We start from the raw sequence: 16909 nt of genomic DNA, 5'->3' as shown, positions 1-16909 counted from the left end.
TCGGGAAATCCCGACGCCACAGATCTGCTACCCGGTTTCTGGTATGCTTGCGGCGCATTGCTAACAAGAGGCTTTATGTTGTTATGTTAGGTTGGCGTAAAATATATTATAAATTATTGAATTTACCACTGAAAATGTTGGTAAGAAGCAAGGTTATCCCTTCAGATCCGGTCACGGAGTTAGGGTTGGATCCCTCACGACCAATTTTGTATGTTCTACCTTATAATTCCAAGGCAGATTTGCTCACCTTGCGCACCCAGTGTCTGGCGCAGGATCTGCCCGATCCGCTTAACTCGCTGGAGATCGACGGCGCCGTTCTGCCGAGCCACGTGTTTGTTCATGAGGGCCCGCGCGTCTTCCGCTATTACACGCCAAAAGAAGAATCGGTAAAACTGTTCCACGACTATCTGGATCTGCACCGCAGCAATCCGGATCTCGACATTCAGATGCTCCCGGTATCGGTGATGTTTGGCCGCTCACCCGGGCGTGAAGGGCATGGAACACCGCATCTTCGCCTGCTGAACGGCGTACAGAAATTCTTCGCCATCCTGTGGTTAGGGCGTGACAGCTTTGTCCGCTTCTCCAATACCGTTTCCCTGCGGCGAATGGCCACCGAGCACGGTACCGATAAAACCATCGCGCAAAAGCTGGCGCGCGTGGCGCGGATGCACTTCTCGCGTCAGCGTTTGGCCGCCGTGGGGCCAAGCCTGCCAGCCCGGCAGGATCTGTTCAACAAATTGCTGGCCTCCAAGGCGATTGAGAAAGCGGTCGAAGACGAAGCACGCAGTAAAAAGATCTCTCACGAGAAAGCCCAGCAAAATGCGATCGCCCTGATGGAAGAGATTGCAGCCGATTTCTCCTATGAGGCCGTGCGCCTTTCCGATCGCGTGCTGAGCTGGACCTGGAACCGGCTATATCAAGGCATCAACGTCACGAAAGCCGAGCGAGTGCGCCAACTGGCACAGGACGGCCACGAGATCGTCTACGTACCCTGCCACCGTAGCCACATGGACTATCTGTTGCTGTCTTATGTGCTCTACCATCAGGGGCTGGTGCCGCCGCATATCGCTGCAGGCATCAACCTCAACTTCTGGCCGGCTGGGCCGATCTTCCGCCGTCTGGGTGCGTTCTTTATCCGCCGTACGTTTAAGGGTAACAAGCTCTACTCCACTGTGTTCCGTGAATATCTCGGCGAACTCTTCACCCGTGGCTATTCGGTGGAATACTTTGTGGAAGGCGGCCGCTCGCGCACCGGGCGCTTGCTGGAACCCAAAACCGGCACCCTGTCGATGACCATCCAGGCTATGCTGCGTGGGGGTGCTCGCCCGATCACGCTGGTGCCAGTGTACATCGGTTATGAGCATGTCATGGAGGTCGGGACCTACGCCAAAGAGCTGCGTGGGGCGACCAAAGAGAAAGAGAGCCTGTTGCAGATGCTGCGCGGCCTGCGCAAACTGCGCAACCTCGGCCAGGGCTACGTCAATTTTGGCGAACCGCTGTCATTGACCTCTTACCTTAATCATCATGTGCCGCAGTGGCGCGAATCTATCGACCCGATCGAAGCCCAGCGCCCAAGCTGGCTGACGCCAGCCGTCAACGATCTCGCATCCCGGATCATGGTGCGTATCAACAATGCGGCGGCGGCCAATGCCATGAACCTGTGTGTTACCGCGTTGTTGGCCTCGCGCCAGCGTTCGCTGACCCGGGAACAGTTGATTGAGCAGTTGGATTGCTACCTGCAGTTGATGCGCAACGTGCCCTACTCGCCAGATGCTACCGTGCCGATGCAAACGCCGGAGCAATTGCTGGATCACGCGTTGAACATGAACAAGTTCGAGGTGGAGAAGGACAGCATCGGTGACATCATCATCCTGCCGCGTGAGCAGGCGGTGTTGATGACCTATTACCGCAACAACATCCATCACATGCTGGTCTTGCCTTCGCTGATTGCCACCATCGTGATGCATCACCGTCGCGTGTCACGCAGCGAATTGCTGCGCCAGGTCAGCCTGATTTACCCCATGCTGAAAGCCGAACTGTTCCTGCGCTATGAAAAAGAACAGCTACCGGACGTTCTGCAACCGCTGATTGACGAACTGACGCGCCAGCAGTTGATTAACAGCAAAGGTGAAGAACTGGTGCTGAACCCGGCGCGTATCCGCCCGCTGCAACTGCTGGCAGCTGGTGTCCGTGAAACCCTGCAGCGCTATGCCATTACCATGTCGATCCTCAGTGCCAACCCGAGCATTAACCGCGGGGCACTGGAGAAAGAGAGCCGCATCATGGCTCAGCGCCTGTCGGTGCTACACGGTATCAACGCACCGGAATTCTTCGACAAGGCGGTGTTCTCTACCCTGGTGGCAACGCTGCGGGAAGAAGGCTATATCAACGATATTGGCGACGCGATCCGCGAGCACACCATGGAGGTTTACACCATGTTGAGCGATCTGATCACGCCAGAAATCAAGCTGACGATAGAAAGCGTCAGCACGCCGGAAGAGACTGACGACGTGCCGGAAACGGCGGACGTGGAAAAAGAAGGCGAGTAACCACGGACTTCAACCCACTAAGGCACCCAAATCGGGTGCCTTTTTCATATTGGCCGTAAGGCCATCAGAGATAACTCAGTGCAATACCGATAAACAACACCAAGCCAACGTAGTTGTTGTTCAGGAAAGCACGGAAGCAGGCATCGCGCTCGCGGCTGGCAATCTGCTTCTGCTGATGGATAAACAGCGCACCAGCCAGCAGCAGCGACCAATAATAGGCACCGCCAAGCTGCATCAGATAACCGACCCACAGCATCAGCAACAGCGTAGTGAACTGCAGTATCCCGACAATCAGCTTGTCATGGCGGCCAAACAGCACGGCGGTGGACTTAATGCCGATCTTCACATCATCATCACGATCCACCATGGCATACAGCGTATCGTAAGCCACCGTCCAGCAGATATTCGCCAGGAACAGTAACCAGCAACTCAGCGGCAACGACTCACTGACGGCGGCATAAGCCATCGGAATCGACCAGCCGAATGCAGCCCCTAACACCACCTGCGGCAGGTTGGTGACGCGCTTCATAAACGGATAGACCCAAGCCAGAGCCAGTGCCGCCAGCGACAGCCAGATCGTCATGGCATTCAAGGTCAGCACCAGGGCAAAGGAGATCAGCACCAGCGCGACAAACAGAATTTTGGCTTCTCTTTCACTGACCCGGCCACTGGGCAACGGGCGGCCAGCGGTGCGTTTCACGTGCCCGTCAAAGGCGCGATCGGCATAGTCATTGACCACACAGCCTGCTGCACGCATCAGGAATACGCCAAGAACGAACACCAGCAATATAGGCAAAGCCGGTATCCCTTGCCCGGCCAGCCACAATGCCCACAGCGTCGGCCATAGCAACAGCAGCGTGCCAATCGGCTTATCGATGCGCATCAGGTGGCTATAGGCCTGCCATTTGCTTTGAGTCACGCTTCCTTCCAAGATCCTCTTCTCCCCTTATTCTGCTGAAACACCCTTCACCAGATACAATGGCGAGGCAGGTAAAAATAACTCCGTCAGCAGCAGCGGTTTATCCGCCAGGCGCAAACGGGAACGCCGAGCCCACAATTCCCCCTGCTGGCCAACCTTAATATAATCGCGGGTTAACGTATTACTGCTGAACAGATAGCGGCCCAGCGGCACGGTGCCTAGATCGACCAGCGCCTGATCCGGGCCGGTCAGCGTTTCCTGCGGGATCACCGTCCGCCCCAGGAGCCAGGGCTGACCATCTCCCAGCAGCCGGATCTCACGCAGCCAATAGCGTTCGCTGTAGGGTAAATGTTCGGCTTCTTCGCCCAGTTGATCGCGGGTCACAAAGCATTCGCGCTGGGGCTCCACCTGCACCAGGCTGCAATAGCGCTCAAAACGACGGGTCATGGAGCCCAGCTCCATCAGCCAATCGCTAATGGTAGCAGGTATCGGGGAATTTTCAGGCAACCACGCAATGGGCGGCAGGATGGAGTCCCTATTGCCAGACATTGTTCTACTCCATATAGAAACCACGCCAAACCGGCGGTTCCTGACCATACAAATCGTTAACAGAAGGCCATTGTAGCGCAGAAATCCGAAAGCGGCAGGTTGATTCGCAGTGAAATCAGTAGAGTTTTTAACGGGTGGAAAGTGGATTTGCTCAAAATAATTCGAGTTGCTTGCAGATGGCAAAAGCAACAAGTCGGTCATAAACCGACTTGAACAGCAAAGGGGATAAAACTGAAGAGCAGCTATGATGCAGACCCTGATGAAAAAGGGTGCGCTGGAGGCGCACCAATCATCAAGCCAGCATCGGCAGCATGGGGGATTACCCCTTGCCTTTCACACTGCCAATAAACGTTTTTCTTGCTGTGGTAGAACCCAGTTTCTCGGCCTCATTCATCAGTTTTAAGGCCTTATCGATATCACCCGCCTTCACCGCCTGTTTGATAGCGTTGTTGAAGTAGGCTTCGGTGTCATTGAGCATCGGCTCTGCTGGAGCGGCAGGTGCCGGGGCGGCAACAGGCGCAGCCGGTGCTGGAGCCGTTGAACCTACCACCACTGGTGCCGGTGCCGAAGAGTTTGTCAGCGGCAAGCCAATCATTACGCTGCCCATATTTTGCTCTGAACGCACTTTCAGGTGCAGTTCACCCGTTGAGCTGTGCCGGGCGATCGGGTCTGGAATATCGGGAACCGCATTCCCCACCCCCATGGCGTAGGCTTTGGCCGGATCCAAGAGCTGAGTGGTGGTCGCTAAATCCTGGCGGGTGGTGTACACCAGCACATAGATCTGCTTCTGACCCAGAGCGGGCGTCAGCTTCATCGTGCCTTCCAAACGATCGCCAGACATCACGCCAGCGCGCTCATAAGGGAAATAGCTGCTGGGATAAAAAGCAGCAGGCCGCATTTGCTCATCCAGAACCAGCACGCTCGGTGCAAACACACTGCGATCGTTTACTAGGCTGCTGAGGGTGATTTCCAATGAACCGCGATCTGCAGGCAACGTAAATGCCGCTACCTGACCCTGAACATCACCTTGGCTAACCTGCGGGCTGGCTTCGGTGATCTTGAAACTTTCACTGGCTGGCGGTACGACCGGTTTCCAAGGCAACTTTTGCAGCGTTTCATGGGAAATCGCCGGGGCAACCGAGATATCCGCCTGCGCGTTAAACGCCGTGGCGTGCGCCATCAACGGGAGTGCGGAAGCGCAAGCCAGTGATAGATAAAAAGCGAGTAGATTTTTTTTCATTGTGATAGCCCTTTCGACAAGAGGCGAAGAAACTGACGCGCAACTGGCAAGAAGAGCGCGTCAGCCAAACAGATTAACGCAGAGTTAATGCAGCCGAACTCACGTTCGGCTACGGGGTTTGTTTGCTTACCACCAGGCTTCGAATTGCGCCCCGAAGGTCACTTCATCGTTGTCACCACGTCCAGCGCCATTGACCGCAACGCCCTTGTCATAGCCCCACTTCTCATGCCAGTTGGCATAGGTGGCGAAAACGCGCAGCGCCGGGCGTGACCAGATGCTGTCGCCAGCCTGCCACTGTTGGGCCAGGGTCAGTTTATATTGTCTGTTACGATCGTCAGTTCTTTGCGACTTAACGTTGTCATAACCGGCTTCAAACAGGGTGCTCATGATTGGAGTCCACTTATACATCGGGCGGATACCCACGGTGTACCAGGTGGTGCCGTTGTTGTTGTCCAGATTGATGTTCTGGTACATACCGACGTACATCATTTCCCAATCGTCAGCCAGCTTCACCGCACCATGGTCCAGAATGCGCAGCATATGGCCGTCGTTATTGACGCTGGCACCCTGGCTGTGGCCCGTATTCCATGAGGTCATAGAGTCGGTCGCATACTGTACGACAAACTTGTTAAAACCACCGAGCATGCTCTGCGTATGTTCCGCAGTGGCCATTACGCCGTCTTTCGAAGCACCATCGGCCAAGTAAAAATCGTCTGCCGTATTGGCTCTACCATAGTCGAAACCGAGTTCCAACGTACCACCTGGGTTAGTTTCCAAACCAGCCAAGCGTACATCGTATACATCATTAGAAGTCTTAGATTCATCTGAAAGCTGGTTGTTAATCCAGCGATATGAACCTCCTTCCTCTGTACTACGAGTGACGGCAAACGACAGCTTACCAAAGCCCAGATCGACGTTTTCCAAACCTGCACCTGGGCCAGAGATATCCCAGTAGTAGAAGTCGATCATGTGAACGTCATGACGTTGATAAAAACGCTTACCTGCCCACATATTAGCGCCAGGTAACGCAGCAATCAGGTTTTTACCCTGTACGTTGATCTCACGGAGAGCAGGATTGGTGGGTTCCCAATCATTTTCCTGATCGATACCGTAAGCCAAGTTGGAATCCAGATAAAAGCTCTTATCACCGTCTTTCCAAAGCTCCTGGCCCAACTTCAATTCCGCATAGGTGTCGCATTCGTTGCCAAGGCGGTATTTGCTTTGAGCACCAGTCGCGGTAAAGCACTGTTGTTTACCACCGCTGCCGGTCCAACCGATACCAGAACGTGCGTAACCATGAAAATCCACTGCCATTGCTTGCGTAGATAAAACTCCCGCGGCGACAGCCAGTGCCAAAGGAAGTTTGCGCAGAGTAGTCATCATTATTCTCCTGTTATAGTTGCCTGTCGGCATGCATGCATTTCCCCTTCTTACTTGAATTTGCAGGGGTGTTGGCCGCCTTCACTCACCCGAATCACTTACTGAAGTAAGCTCATCGGGCTTCGCTCAGTTGCAGCCTCCCCCGCAATTCCAAGTACTTTGGGGATCAAACGCCCGGTTCCTGATGCAGCCTGCGACACGCCGTACCGTCCTCACGGAACAGATGGCAGCGATGAGGCGGCAATCCGATAGCGAATGTTGCACCTTCTTCTACCAGCACTACGTCATTCTGGCGGTACACCAGGTTCTGACGAATTTCTGGAATTTGAATATGAATCTGGGTTTCGTTGCCCAGTTGCTCCACCACCTGCACTTCGCCCATCAGCGTTACCGGCGATTCGGAGCTCGGTAACAGATGCTCAGGGCGGATGCCCAGAGACAGGTTGGCCCCGACCTCAACCCCCTGAGATTCAACCGGTAACCACACCAGTTGGCGATTAGGCATCGGTAGCTCAACCTGCACGTTATTGTGTTCAACGGCGGTGACCTTAACCGGCAGGAAGTTCATCTTCGGCGAGCCGATAAAACCGGCAACAAAGCGGTTGGCCGGGTAGTGATACAGCTCCAGCGGCTTACCGATCTGAGCGACTCGTCCGGCATCCAGCACCACGATTTTGTCGGCCAGCGTCATCGCTTCGACCTGATCGTGGGTAACGTAAATCATGGTGCGCTGCAGGCGCTTGTGCAGGCGTGAGATCTCGATACGCATCTGCACACGCAGCGCGGCATCCAGGTTAGACAGCGGCTCGTCGAGCAGAAATACATCCGGCTCAGCCACCAGAGTACGGCCGATCGCCACCCGCTGACGCTGGCCACCGGACAGGGCCTTCGGGCGCCGATCCAGCAAGTGTGCCAGTTGCAGCACCTCAGAAACCTGATTGACCCGCTGGGTAATCTCCGCTTTTTTCGCCCCGGCCAGCTTCAGGCCGAACGACATGTTGTCGGCCACCGACAGGTGCGGATACAGCGCATACGACTGGAACACCATACCGATGCCGCGTTCGGCAGGCGGTACGTCGTTCATGCGTTTTTCACCAATGAAAAGATCGCCGGAGGTAATATCCTCAAGCCCGGCAATCATGCGCAGTAGCGTCGATTTACCGCAGCCGGATGGCCCGACAAACACCACAAATTCACCGTCATCGATAGTTAGATTGACGTCCCTGGAAATCACGGCCTCACCGAAGGCCTTATAAACGCTGCGCAGTGTGACGCTAGCCATGCGTTACTCCCCTGCTTTCGCAGTTAACATTTCGTGTAAAAATGGCAGATGCAAAACCCGCCAAAACCCATTGATGACCCTCTTGCTGCGCACCGTGCTGCCAGGCCAAAGGAACCGTTGCCTCAGACGGCACGGCCGGCTGAGTATAGGGCTGCAGGTTAATTAACGCTTCAAGGCATTGATCCTGATGGGTAATGAGTAAACGAATTACGCCATCCCGCTGGCTGACCGAACTCAGCTCGCCGTGCTGAATCACCGGCAACCGGCGTAACGCCAACAGAGATTGGCAATAACGTAACGTTGAGTTGTTGTCGTGCTGCTGGCGGCTGATCGCCAACGCACGGTGTTCGATAGCCACCTGCTGATACCAGTGGATCTCACCGGCAGTCACCTGCTCTGGGGCTTCGTGCCAAGGCATTGGCGTTTGCGCCCCCAGTGGTTCTTGCAAATCGGCAGCGTGCGGTAACCCAAGCTCTTCCCCCTGATACAGGCAGATCGGCGCGGGCAGTAGCGCCAGCAGCGTCAGAAACGCCTGGGCAGAACGCAAATCCCCTTGCCCCCAGTGGCTGACCACCCGCGGCTGATCGGCCTCACCAGTACTCCAGACGCTTTCCGCCAACCGATGGCGGTGACTATTGAGCACCGCCACCAGTTTTTCAACGCTGAATGGCATCACCTCCAACGCCAACACCCCGCGAGCATAATGCTGCTCGGGTGCCGCACTGCGGCAGATACGGTTGGGCCCTTCACTATGCCAAAGCGCCAACCCATGGCCAGCCACTTGCGCACCGGTCTCAGGCGGTAGCGCCTGCGGTAACAGTAAGCCATCCACGGCCAGCATCTTCAGGTAAGGCAATGCCGCCATCATGCCAAGTACGTCGCCAACGCCATCGCCGTTTCCATCACGGAAACTGACCGGATGGATCCGGTACAACGTTGGGTGAGAGACAGTACGCATTGACGGCATAAATCCAGGTTCCTGCTGTACATGGGGATCAAAAGAATGTTGCTGATAGTGAGGTAACGACAAGAAGGGGTAATCATCCGTAACAGGATTTTTCATGGGGGAGGAGATGGGAGGATGAGAGAACTACGCTTCCGGGGTAGAGTTCCCGGCACAAGACAAATCTGTGATCTACTTAGCAAAAATAGCCCCCCCTTTTTGTGCCTGACACCACAGAATAGGGCGCAACGTTAGCTGGATCACACTACTCAGGCATGGGGCGTAGACGGGGGGAGGATGAGAAAGTGTCCGGTTGTGACCCACTATGAGCGCGAAATCGCTCTCCTTATCGCAGTGCCCACAGAAGGATGGAATTATGAATCTCAGAATGAAAAAAAGCGCACGCATTCTGGCGCTTTCGGCCTTGACCACGCTGGTGCTGTCTTCTTCTGCCTTTGCCAAAATCGAAGAAGGCAAACTGGTTATCTGGATCAACGGTGATAAAGGCTACAACGGCCTGGCCGAAGTCGGCAAAAAGTTTGAGAAAGACACTGGCATTAAAGTAACCATTGAGCATCCAGATAAACTAGAAGAAAAATTCCCGCAGGTTGCTGCGACCGGCGACGGCCCGGACATCATCTTCTGGGCCCACGACCGTTTTGGCGGTTACGCGCAGTCTGGCCTGCTGGCAGAAATCCATCCTTCCAAAGCCTTCCAGGAAAAAATCTATCCCTTCACCTGGGATGCGGTTCGCTTTGACGGCAAGCTGATTGGTTATCCGATCGCGGTTGAAGCCCTGTCGCTGATTTATAACAAAGACCTCATCAAAGACGCACCTAAAACCTGGGAAGAGATCCCTGCGCTGGATAAAGAGCTGCGCGCCAAAGGCAAAAGCGCCATTATGTGGAACCTGCAGGAACCCTACTTCACGTGGCCAATCATCTCTGCCAACGGCGGCTATGCCTTTAAATTTGAAAACGGCAAGTACAACGTTAAGGACGTAGGCGTAGCCAATGCGGGTTCGCAGGCTGGCTTGCAGTTCATCGTTGATCTGGTGAAGAACAAACATATCAACGCCGATACCGATTACTCGATTGCTGAAGGCGCATTCAATAAAGGCCAGACCGCCATGACCATCAACGGCCCATGGGCTTGGTCAAATATCGATCAAAGTAAAATCAATTATGGCGTAACTCTGCTGCCAACCTTCCAAGGCAAACCGTCTAAACCGTTCGTCGGTGTTCTGACCGCCGGCATCAACGCCGCCAGCCCGAACAAAGAACTGGCCACCGAATTCCTGGAAAACTACCTGATCACCGATCAGGGCCTGGCTGACGTCAACAAAGACAAACCACTGGGTGCCGTGGCGCTGAAATCGTTCCAGGAGCATCTGGCGAAAGACCCAAGAATTGCGGCCACCATGGAGAATGCGCAAAACGGCGAAATCATGCCAAACATCCCACAGATGAGCACCTTCTGGTATGCAATGCGCAGTGCCGTGATCAACGCCATCACCGGGCGCCAGACGGTGAAAGCCGCACTGGAAGATGCACACGCCCGTATCATCAAGTAATACCTGGCAGCAGGTGGGCCCTAAAGCCCACCTTGGCCTAAGCTGTGCGGGATGCAGTCAGTATCCCGCTGTAATACCCCTGAAAGGAATGCCCTATGCAATTAGCTCACGCCGGTTTGCCCGCGCGAAAAAAATCGAAGTGGTGGCAAAGTGACATTCTGAAATGGCTGCTCGTTGGCTTTTTCAGCTTGGTGACTTGCTATCTGATTGTGTTGATGTATGCACAGGGAGAATACCTGTTCGCGATTCTGACGTTAGTGCTGGTCAGTGCCGGGCTTTATGTGTTCGCCAACCGCCGTGCCTATGCCTGGCGCTACGTGTACCCAGGGATCGCCGGAATGGGATTGTTCGTCCTGTTCCCGCTGATTTGTACCATCGCGATCGCCTTTACCAACTACAGCAGTACTAACCAGTTAACCTTTGAGCGTGCTCAGTCGGTACTGATGCAACGCCAGTTCCAGACCGGTAAAACCTTTACCTTTGATCTCTACCCAACGGCAAACCAGCAGTGGCTGATGCAGTTAACGCACCCAGATAATGGTCAGTTACTGATTTCTGAGCCGTTCAGTTTGACCAGCAGTGAACCGCGGACGCTCAAACTGAGCGCTGAAAGTGCCGCCCCTGACGGTGAGCGAGCTACATTGCGGGTAATTACCCAAAACCGCCAGGCGCTAAGCCTGATTGTCGCCAAACTCCCCGACGGTGGTGAGCTGCGCATGAGTTCCCTGCGTCAGTTCTCTGGCACCAGTCCCTTGTATACGCTGGATAAAGACGGCAAAACGCTGACCGATAATCAAACCCAGATCCAATATCGCCCTAACCCGGAGATCGGTTTCTACCAGGCAATCAATGCCGATGGCAGTTGGGCAAAAGATACCCTCAGCCCAGGCTATACCGTCACTACTGGCTGGAAAAACTTCCTGCGCGTTCTGAACGATGAAGGTATTCAGAAACCTTTCGTCTCGATCTTCGTCTGGACCGTTATTTTCTCAGTACTGACCGTGATTTTTACCGTAGCGGTCGGCATGGTACTAGCCTGTGTGGTGCAGTGGGAAGCGCTGAAAGGCAAAGCTGTCTATCGCGTGTTGCTGATTCTCCCCTATGCGGTACCGTCGTTTATTTCAATCCTGATCTTTAAAGGGTTGTTTAACCAGAGCTTCGGGGAGATCAACCTGATGCTCAGCGCACTGTTTGGCATCAAACCCGCCTGGTTCACCGATCCGCTCACCGCCAAGAGCATGATTCTGATCGTCAATACCTGGCTGGGCTATCCGTACATGATGATCCTGTGCATGGGGTTGCTGAAGGCTATTCCTGACGATTTGTACGAAGCTTCGGCGATGGACGGTGCCAGCCCGATGCAGAACTTTTTCCGCATCACTTTCCCGCTGCTGATCAAGCCGCTCACGCCGCTGATGATCGCCAGCTTTGCCTTTAACTTTAACAACTTTGTGCTGATTCAACTGCTGACACGTGGCGGCCCGGACATGATCGGCACCACCACGCCAGCCGGCTATACCGATCTGTTGGTGAGCTACACCTACCGTATTGCCTTTGAAGGCGGTGGCGGGCAGGACTTTGGCTTGGCTGCGGCCATTGCTACGTTGATCTTCCTGTTGGTAGGCGCACTGGCGATCCTGAACCTGAAAGCCAGCAAAATGAATTTTGATTAAGGGAGAACGAGAATGGCTATGGTCCAACCTAAATCCCAGCGCGTACGCCTGTGGATCACCCATATTCTGATGCTGAGCTTTATCGCCCTGATCATGTTCCCATTGCTAATGGTGATAGCGATCTCGCTGCGTTCCGGTAACTTCGCTACCGGCAGCCTGATTCCGGATCAAATCTCTTGGGATCACTGGCGCTTAGCGCTCGGCATGAGCGTAACCAATGCGGATGGCAGCGTCACTCCACCGCCCTTCCCGGTGCTGTTGTGGCTGTGGAACTCGGTCAAAGTGGCGGCGATCACCGCCGTAGGCATCGTGACGCTCTCTACCACCTGTGCCTACGCCTTTGCCCGTATGCGCTTTCGCGGCAAGAGCACTCTGCTAAAAAGCATGCTGATTTTCCAGATGTTCCCTGCCGTCTTGTCTCTGGTGGCGTTGTATGCCTTGTTCGATCGCTTAGGCCAGTACATTCCGTTTATCGGCCTGAATACCCATGGCGGCGTGATTTTTGCCTATATGGGCGGCATAGCGCTGCACGTCTGGACGATTAAGGGCTACTTCGAAACCATCGATAACTCGCTGGAAGAAGCGGCGGCGCTGGATGGAGCAACCCCGTGGCAGGCATTCCGCCTGGTGCTGTTGCCACTTTCAGTGCCGATCTTGGCGGTGGTGTTTATTCTGTCATTTATTGCGGCAATCACCGAGGTTCCGGTCGCTTCCTTGCTGCTGCGCGATGTGAACAGCTATACGCTGGCCGTCGGTATGCAGCAGTATCTGAATCCGCAGAACTACCTGTGGGGTGACTTTGCCGCTGCTGCGGTGCTGTCGGCTATTCCGATCACCGCCGTGTTCCTGTTAGCACAACGCTGGCTGGTCGGGGGGCTAACCGCTGGTGGGGTGAAAGGGTAATGTTTACTGGATCCAGCCTTGCTGGGTCTGGTGAGCGCTGAGTCCTGTGTTATGTCTACTGTAATACGTTTGATGTACTTTGCTTTAATCTGATCAATACCTGTGTCTTAGGCGGCCTGCGCTGGGCCGCCATTTTTATGCCCGCATTTCCGACTGAAACCAGGAGATAGTTAAGTTTTTCGACAGAAGCAAGGGGATCGTTCAGTCAAGCAGAGAGGTGTTGGGGGATTAGTCATCCCCCTGATTGAGAAGTGCAAAAAATTAACGGAAGCGAACGTCCCGATCTGACGTCAACCCATACAGTTGATATTTGCGGCTCAGCATCTGCCCACCATCACGGGTAAGCGGAGTCCAACCAATTCGGGTACGACTACGGGATGGGGATGTGGTCATCAACTCCAGTGGAATGGAAATGTAGAAGCCCTTGGTGAATGATCCCTCACCATATTCTTCGCGCGTCACATCGGTAAACGTAGCGTAAACGCCCGCCACAACGCCGCTGTCAAAACGTTTAGACAGATCGATCGTTGCACCTTTGTCTTTGGCCAGATACTGACCCACGCTCAAAGCCATCAACACATCGTCAGCAAAAGGCGGTTTCCAGTAACCGGTGATATGCCCAGTAACGGCATCATAATCAGCGAAACGCATCATATCGTCCCAGTCACGCTGTTTCACCCAGTTAGCATTAACGCCTACCGCCCAATCGGTATCTAACGGACGATACAGCATTTCTGCACCAACGCCACCGAACATGCTTTCCAGATATCCGCCATACACCTGACCATAAATACCATCACCAAAAGATTGGAAATAGTTGGCTTGGAGATCGTTGAGATACACATCATTACCGACATATTCACGAATATGTGTACGAACACGTGGTAATTGGGAGTCAGGAGGTGGTGCCGTATAGTTGAATCTACCGTAGTTGTTAGCCAGGTTAACAAAAACACCGCCGCTGGTTAGCAGATGGTCGGTTACCCATAAATTAGCGCTGCCCAGCAGGCCAATCTGATACATGTAAAATGACTCAGCACCACCAACAGACTGAGTTAACGTCGGCGATAGGCTAAAACTCAGCCTGTCATCTTCAATGTAATAACCTTGATCCGTATTTTCTGGTAACAGCGGTTCAAGACGCTTTTGCTGTAGCGTTTGTTCATGCCCCAGTGGATAACCTTCTAACTGTGAACGCAAACTGCTTACATCCGTCTTGGTCGTCACCTGCGGTAAATTATAACGAGTCTCGGTCACAGCTAGCGTATCAACACCTTCTGGAAGATGATTCATCAGGATAATGTTGGCCCGCACAACGCCATCTTCGCTATAACGATACTTAGACTGGGTTCCCGTCATATACAACGTATTATCTTTCACCTGAATCTTAGGTGCAGTGAACCCCGCTTTATCTTCAAGCTCAGAAAGTTGGTTAGCCACCACATCTTGTTGCAACTCGCGGCCCTGAGGCTCAGGCTGATAAACCGGCATTGACTGTTCGGCATAATAAGGCTTTAACTCATTGAAGTTAGTGCGTAAGGTAAAGCCTGCCATAAAGGTATTACCGCGCTCGTAACTCATATTAACGTCGGCCCAGTTTGTTACACGATAGACCGCACCAAAATTGAATTTACTGTCTTGCTTAAGCTTACCGGCAAAATCACCCTGGTAATCGTTCCCTTCATATTCCAGCTTCAGCCGCAGTGGTTGCCAAGGGGTTTGATATTCAACACCGCCGAAGATCGCCGCTGGCCCGCGGAAAGAATCGCCAAGATCGACGGTGCCTCCCGTCGCCGCATGTTCGTTGTTACGTGTGCAGAAGCGATCGCTGGCATCACAGAATGGGTTTCTAACATCACCACTATTACCTAAATAGCCCCATCCCATACCCAAGGTAAAATCGAATGGGCCCCAGGCTTTAGTGGCCACCAAGTATTCTCCATCAAACAACCCGGTACCACCAATGTCACGCATCCCCACAGACATCTCTGGCAGCCAATACCCTTCTTCCCAAAGACGTAATTTCACATCAAAAGATTTATCTTTATAGGTTTGGTCACCGCTGAAGGAAGGATCATTACTGTATTTACGCGTGCGCACGTCGGTATAACGAACAGTGGTTTCCAACCAAGGCATCGGTTGCACAGAAATCGAATAGAAGCGGTATTGATCATTATCACGGTAGTTGAAACTGAACTCCCCCTCTTTTGCCATACGTGCAGTAGGAGTTTGCAGCAAACCAGCGCCGCCGAAGTCAGTCTGAGATGGCCCCAACGGGGTAGGATATGAAGCTGCCTGACATGCGTTCGCAACAGACAGCGCAACCAAGCTAAATAAGTAACGTTTTTTCATCAGTCTGGGATCCGGTGCGTCAATAACGAAATAATTTGCTCGTTGATGTCTTTGAAATCATCAGGCAATGCGGAATCAGCAAACCCCAGGAATAAAAGACTCCCTGGCGTCATTTCATTATGCCGCCGGTTCCAGTAAGCGATGGGAACAGTCTGCACCCCACCTTGAGGTGTGATGATCCAGGCTTTGTCATGTTCAGCTCCCTCAAGAGGCTGGAGCCCGGTAAAATAGTCACTGACATCTTTTCCTGGCAAGAAATCGCGTTTACCATGCGGTGCCAATGCGCCCAGAAGCCTGACGCTTTTCGGCTCTGGCGCGACATAGACCTGATATTCCCCCAGCAACCGACGATCAAGCACGGGATCTAAGCGGATCATGTCTGGATCAAGTGGAACAAACAGACGCCCAATGACTTTCAGTTCAGCAAGCTGCGCATACACACTGTCCACCGTTGCCGCCAAAGAGGTATCGCCATCCTGCCGCAAAAGCGCACTTAGCGCCTGCAAGCGCGCTAAAAGTTGCTGCTGCTTCTGCTGCTGAAGCCGGGTAGTACTCTGTTCCGCAATCGCTGCCCCAGGCCACCAGATGTTGCCTTGCAGGGCAGGGTTATCCACCACCAGGCTCTCTATGGTGGGCACATTTTTAAGCGTGACAGACGCCTTGTCTGGATAAAATACGGTTACCCGACTTTCTGCGTTGGCAGAATTCAGCGAAAAGCACAGGAGTGTGCTCAAAAGCAGATTAATTTTTTTCATTATGCCTCTGCTTCAACAATGTAATTTCAATCGGGAAATAGTCCGCGCCCATGGATTGCACTGATTTAACTACAGTGCCCGTTTGCCGATCTACCCAGAAGCGGTTCACCCAGCTTTTACCCATGCCATCGACATTAACCGTCTCTTCAATGACATGATAAGTCTGGCTCTTACCGCCAGTAATGAGGGGTTTATCTTCTAATCGATGAAATACAGACTCAGCGTAACCAGAGCGCACCTGATTGTCCTCAGTCCAGGAGATCATGTATGACCAGCGTGCTCCGTCGGCCAATCGCAGTGGGTCTGCCAAAGGATCTTGCTCAAGATTAGACACACTGAGCAAATTGTCCTTCCAACCCAGTGTTTTGACCACTCGTCCGTTTCTTAACGCCATCAGAGTACGGTCCTGGCTCACCCATTTCTCTTCGCCGTTTTCAAACGCCCCGAGCACCATCACGATCTGTAGCTGATCGTCAATACGGACATACGCACTAGGCTTAGAGAGGTTCTGTACTTCTTGATCAGTCAGCTCAACGTCAGACGACTCAAACATCAAATGATAAATCGCATCATTGACGTTTTTCTGGGCTGAGGTGCAGGCCTGGAGGGATAAGCATATGATTAACAGAGGTAGATAGCGCAATTGAGCAATCCCGGCACGTAGATAAAAAAAAGAATAACCGCGTTTATATCCTTGGTCCATGAAGTTGCGGCAGAGGAAGCCTTGGCTCAACTAAGCCCGTCAGGCTTTGCCCACTACCCGCAACACCAAGCACTGTAGCTATATGCGG

General features: G+C 53.4%; 13 protein-coding genes. 4 read left to right on the top strand and 9 right to left on the bottom strand.

The window, feature by feature from the left end:
- The first annotated feature begins 83 nt into the window (after positions 1-83).
- Positions 84-2549, top strand: a complete 2466-nt coding sequence (gene plsB, locus BMI79_RS08535) for a glycerol-3-phosphate 1-O-acyltransferase PlsB (RefSeq protein ID WP_076941729.1) — start codon at positions 84-86, stop codon at positions 2547-2549.
- Positions 2550-2613: 64 nt separating this feature from the next.
- Here the strand turns inward: plsB and ubiA are convergent, their stop codons facing one another.
- The 6 genes from ubiA to BMI79_RS08505 all read right to left on the bottom strand — a co-directional run bounded on the left by ubiA (position 2614) and on the right by BMI79_RS08505 (position 8886).
- Positions 2614-3480 carry a 4-hydroxybenzoate octaprenyltransferase gene (gene ubiA, locus BMI79_RS08530; RefSeq protein ID WP_076941728.1) on the bottom strand — a complete coding sequence of 289 codons (867 nt, stop codon included), beginning with the start codon at positions 3478-3480 and terminating at the stop codon, positions 2614-2616.
- A 15-nt stretch (positions 3481-3495) separates the two neighbouring features.
- Positions 3496-4017: a chorismate lyase gene (gene ubiC / locus BMI79_RS08525; RefSeq protein WP_076941727.1), complete on the bottom strand. Its 522-nt coding sequence runs from the start codon at positions 4015-4017 to the stop codon at positions 3496-3498.
- Between the two features lie 319 nt (positions 4018-4336).
- Complete coding sequence (malM, locus tag BMI79_RS08520; RefSeq protein WP_076941726.1) at positions 4337-5257, bottom strand: maltose operon protein MalM; 921 nt, start codon at positions 5255-5257, stop codon at positions 4337-4339.
- 126 nt (positions 5258-5383) lie between these two features.
- Complete coding sequence (locus tag BMI79_RS08515) at positions 5384-6637, bottom strand: maltoporin (RefSeq protein ID WP_076941725.1); 1254 nt, start codon at positions 6635-6637, stop codon at positions 5384-5386.
- 166 nt (positions 6638-6803) lie between these two features.
- Complete coding sequence (gene malK / locus BMI79_RS08510; RefSeq protein ID WP_076941724.1) at positions 6804-7919, bottom strand: maltose/maltodextrin ABC transporter ATP-binding protein MalK; 1116 nt, start codon at positions 7917-7919, stop codon at positions 6804-6806.
- Positions 7912-8886: an alpha-amylase family glycosyl hydrolase gene (locus BMI79_RS08505; RefSeq protein WP_076941723.1), complete on the bottom strand. Its 975-nt coding sequence runs from the start codon at positions 8884-8886 to the stop codon at positions 7912-7914. Before BMI79_RS08505 ends, malK begins: the two co-directional genes overlap by 8 nt.
- A 352-nt stretch (positions 8887-9238) precedes the next feature.
- Here BMI79_RS08505 and malE point away from each other — a divergent pair, with 352 nt between their 5' ends.
- The 3 genes from malE to malG all read left to right on the top strand — a co-directional run bounded on the left by malE (position 9239) and on the right by malG (position 13011).
- Entirely contained in the window at positions 9239-10435 is a 1197-nt protein-coding gene (gene malE, locus BMI79_RS08500) for a maltose/maltodextrin ABC transporter substrate-binding protein MalE (RefSeq protein WP_076941722.1), read from the top strand.
- A 95-nt stretch (positions 10436-10530) separates the two neighbouring features.
- Positions 10531-12108 carry a maltose ABC transporter permease MalF gene (gene malF, locus BMI79_RS08495; RefSeq protein WP_076941721.1) on the top strand — a complete coding sequence of 526 codons (1578 nt, stop codon included), beginning with the start codon at positions 10531-10533 and terminating at the stop codon, positions 12106-12108.
- 12 nt (positions 12109-12120) lie between these two features.
- Positions 12121-13011, top strand: a complete 891-nt coding sequence (malG, locus tag BMI79_RS08490) for a maltose ABC transporter permease MalG (RefSeq protein ID WP_076941720.1) — start codon at positions 12121-12123, stop codon at positions 13009-13011.
- A gap of 261 nt (positions 13012-13272) precedes the next feature.
- Here malG and BMI79_RS08485 read toward each other — a convergent pair whose 3' ends face one another.
- Genes BMI79_RS08485 through BMI79_RS08475 form a run of 3 tightly spaced genes read right to left on the bottom strand, consistent with a single transcriptional unit; the run spans position 13273 to position 16851 of the window.
- Complete coding sequence (locus tag BMI79_RS08485; RefSeq protein ID WP_076941719.1) at positions 13273-15363, bottom strand: YjbH domain-containing protein; 2091 nt, start codon at positions 15361-15363, stop codon at positions 13273-13275.
- Positions 15363-16118, bottom strand: a complete 756-nt coding sequence (locus BMI79_RS08480; protein ID WP_076941718.1) for a capsule biosynthesis GfcC D2 domain-containing protein — start codon at positions 16116-16118, stop codon at positions 15363-15365. The genes BMI79_RS08485 and BMI79_RS08480 overlap by 1 nt, the downstream gene beginning before the upstream one ends.
- Positions 16105-16851, bottom strand: a complete 747-nt coding sequence (locus BMI79_RS08475; protein WP_125828759.1) for a YjbF family lipoprotein — start codon at positions 16849-16851, stop codon at positions 16105-16107. Before BMI79_RS08475 ends, BMI79_RS08480 begins: the two co-directional genes overlap by 14 nt.
- Between the last annotated feature and the right edge of the window lie 58 nt (positions 16852-16909).

Origin of the sequence: Serratia oryzae (assembly GCF_001976145.1) — a bacterium.
GTDB classification, from domain to species: Bacteria; Pseudomonadota; Gammaproteobacteria; order Enterobacterales; family Enterobacteriaceae; genus Chania; species Chania oryzae.
Note: the sequence above shows the minus strand (reverse complement) of the source record. Positions and strands in the feature narration are given on the sequence as shown.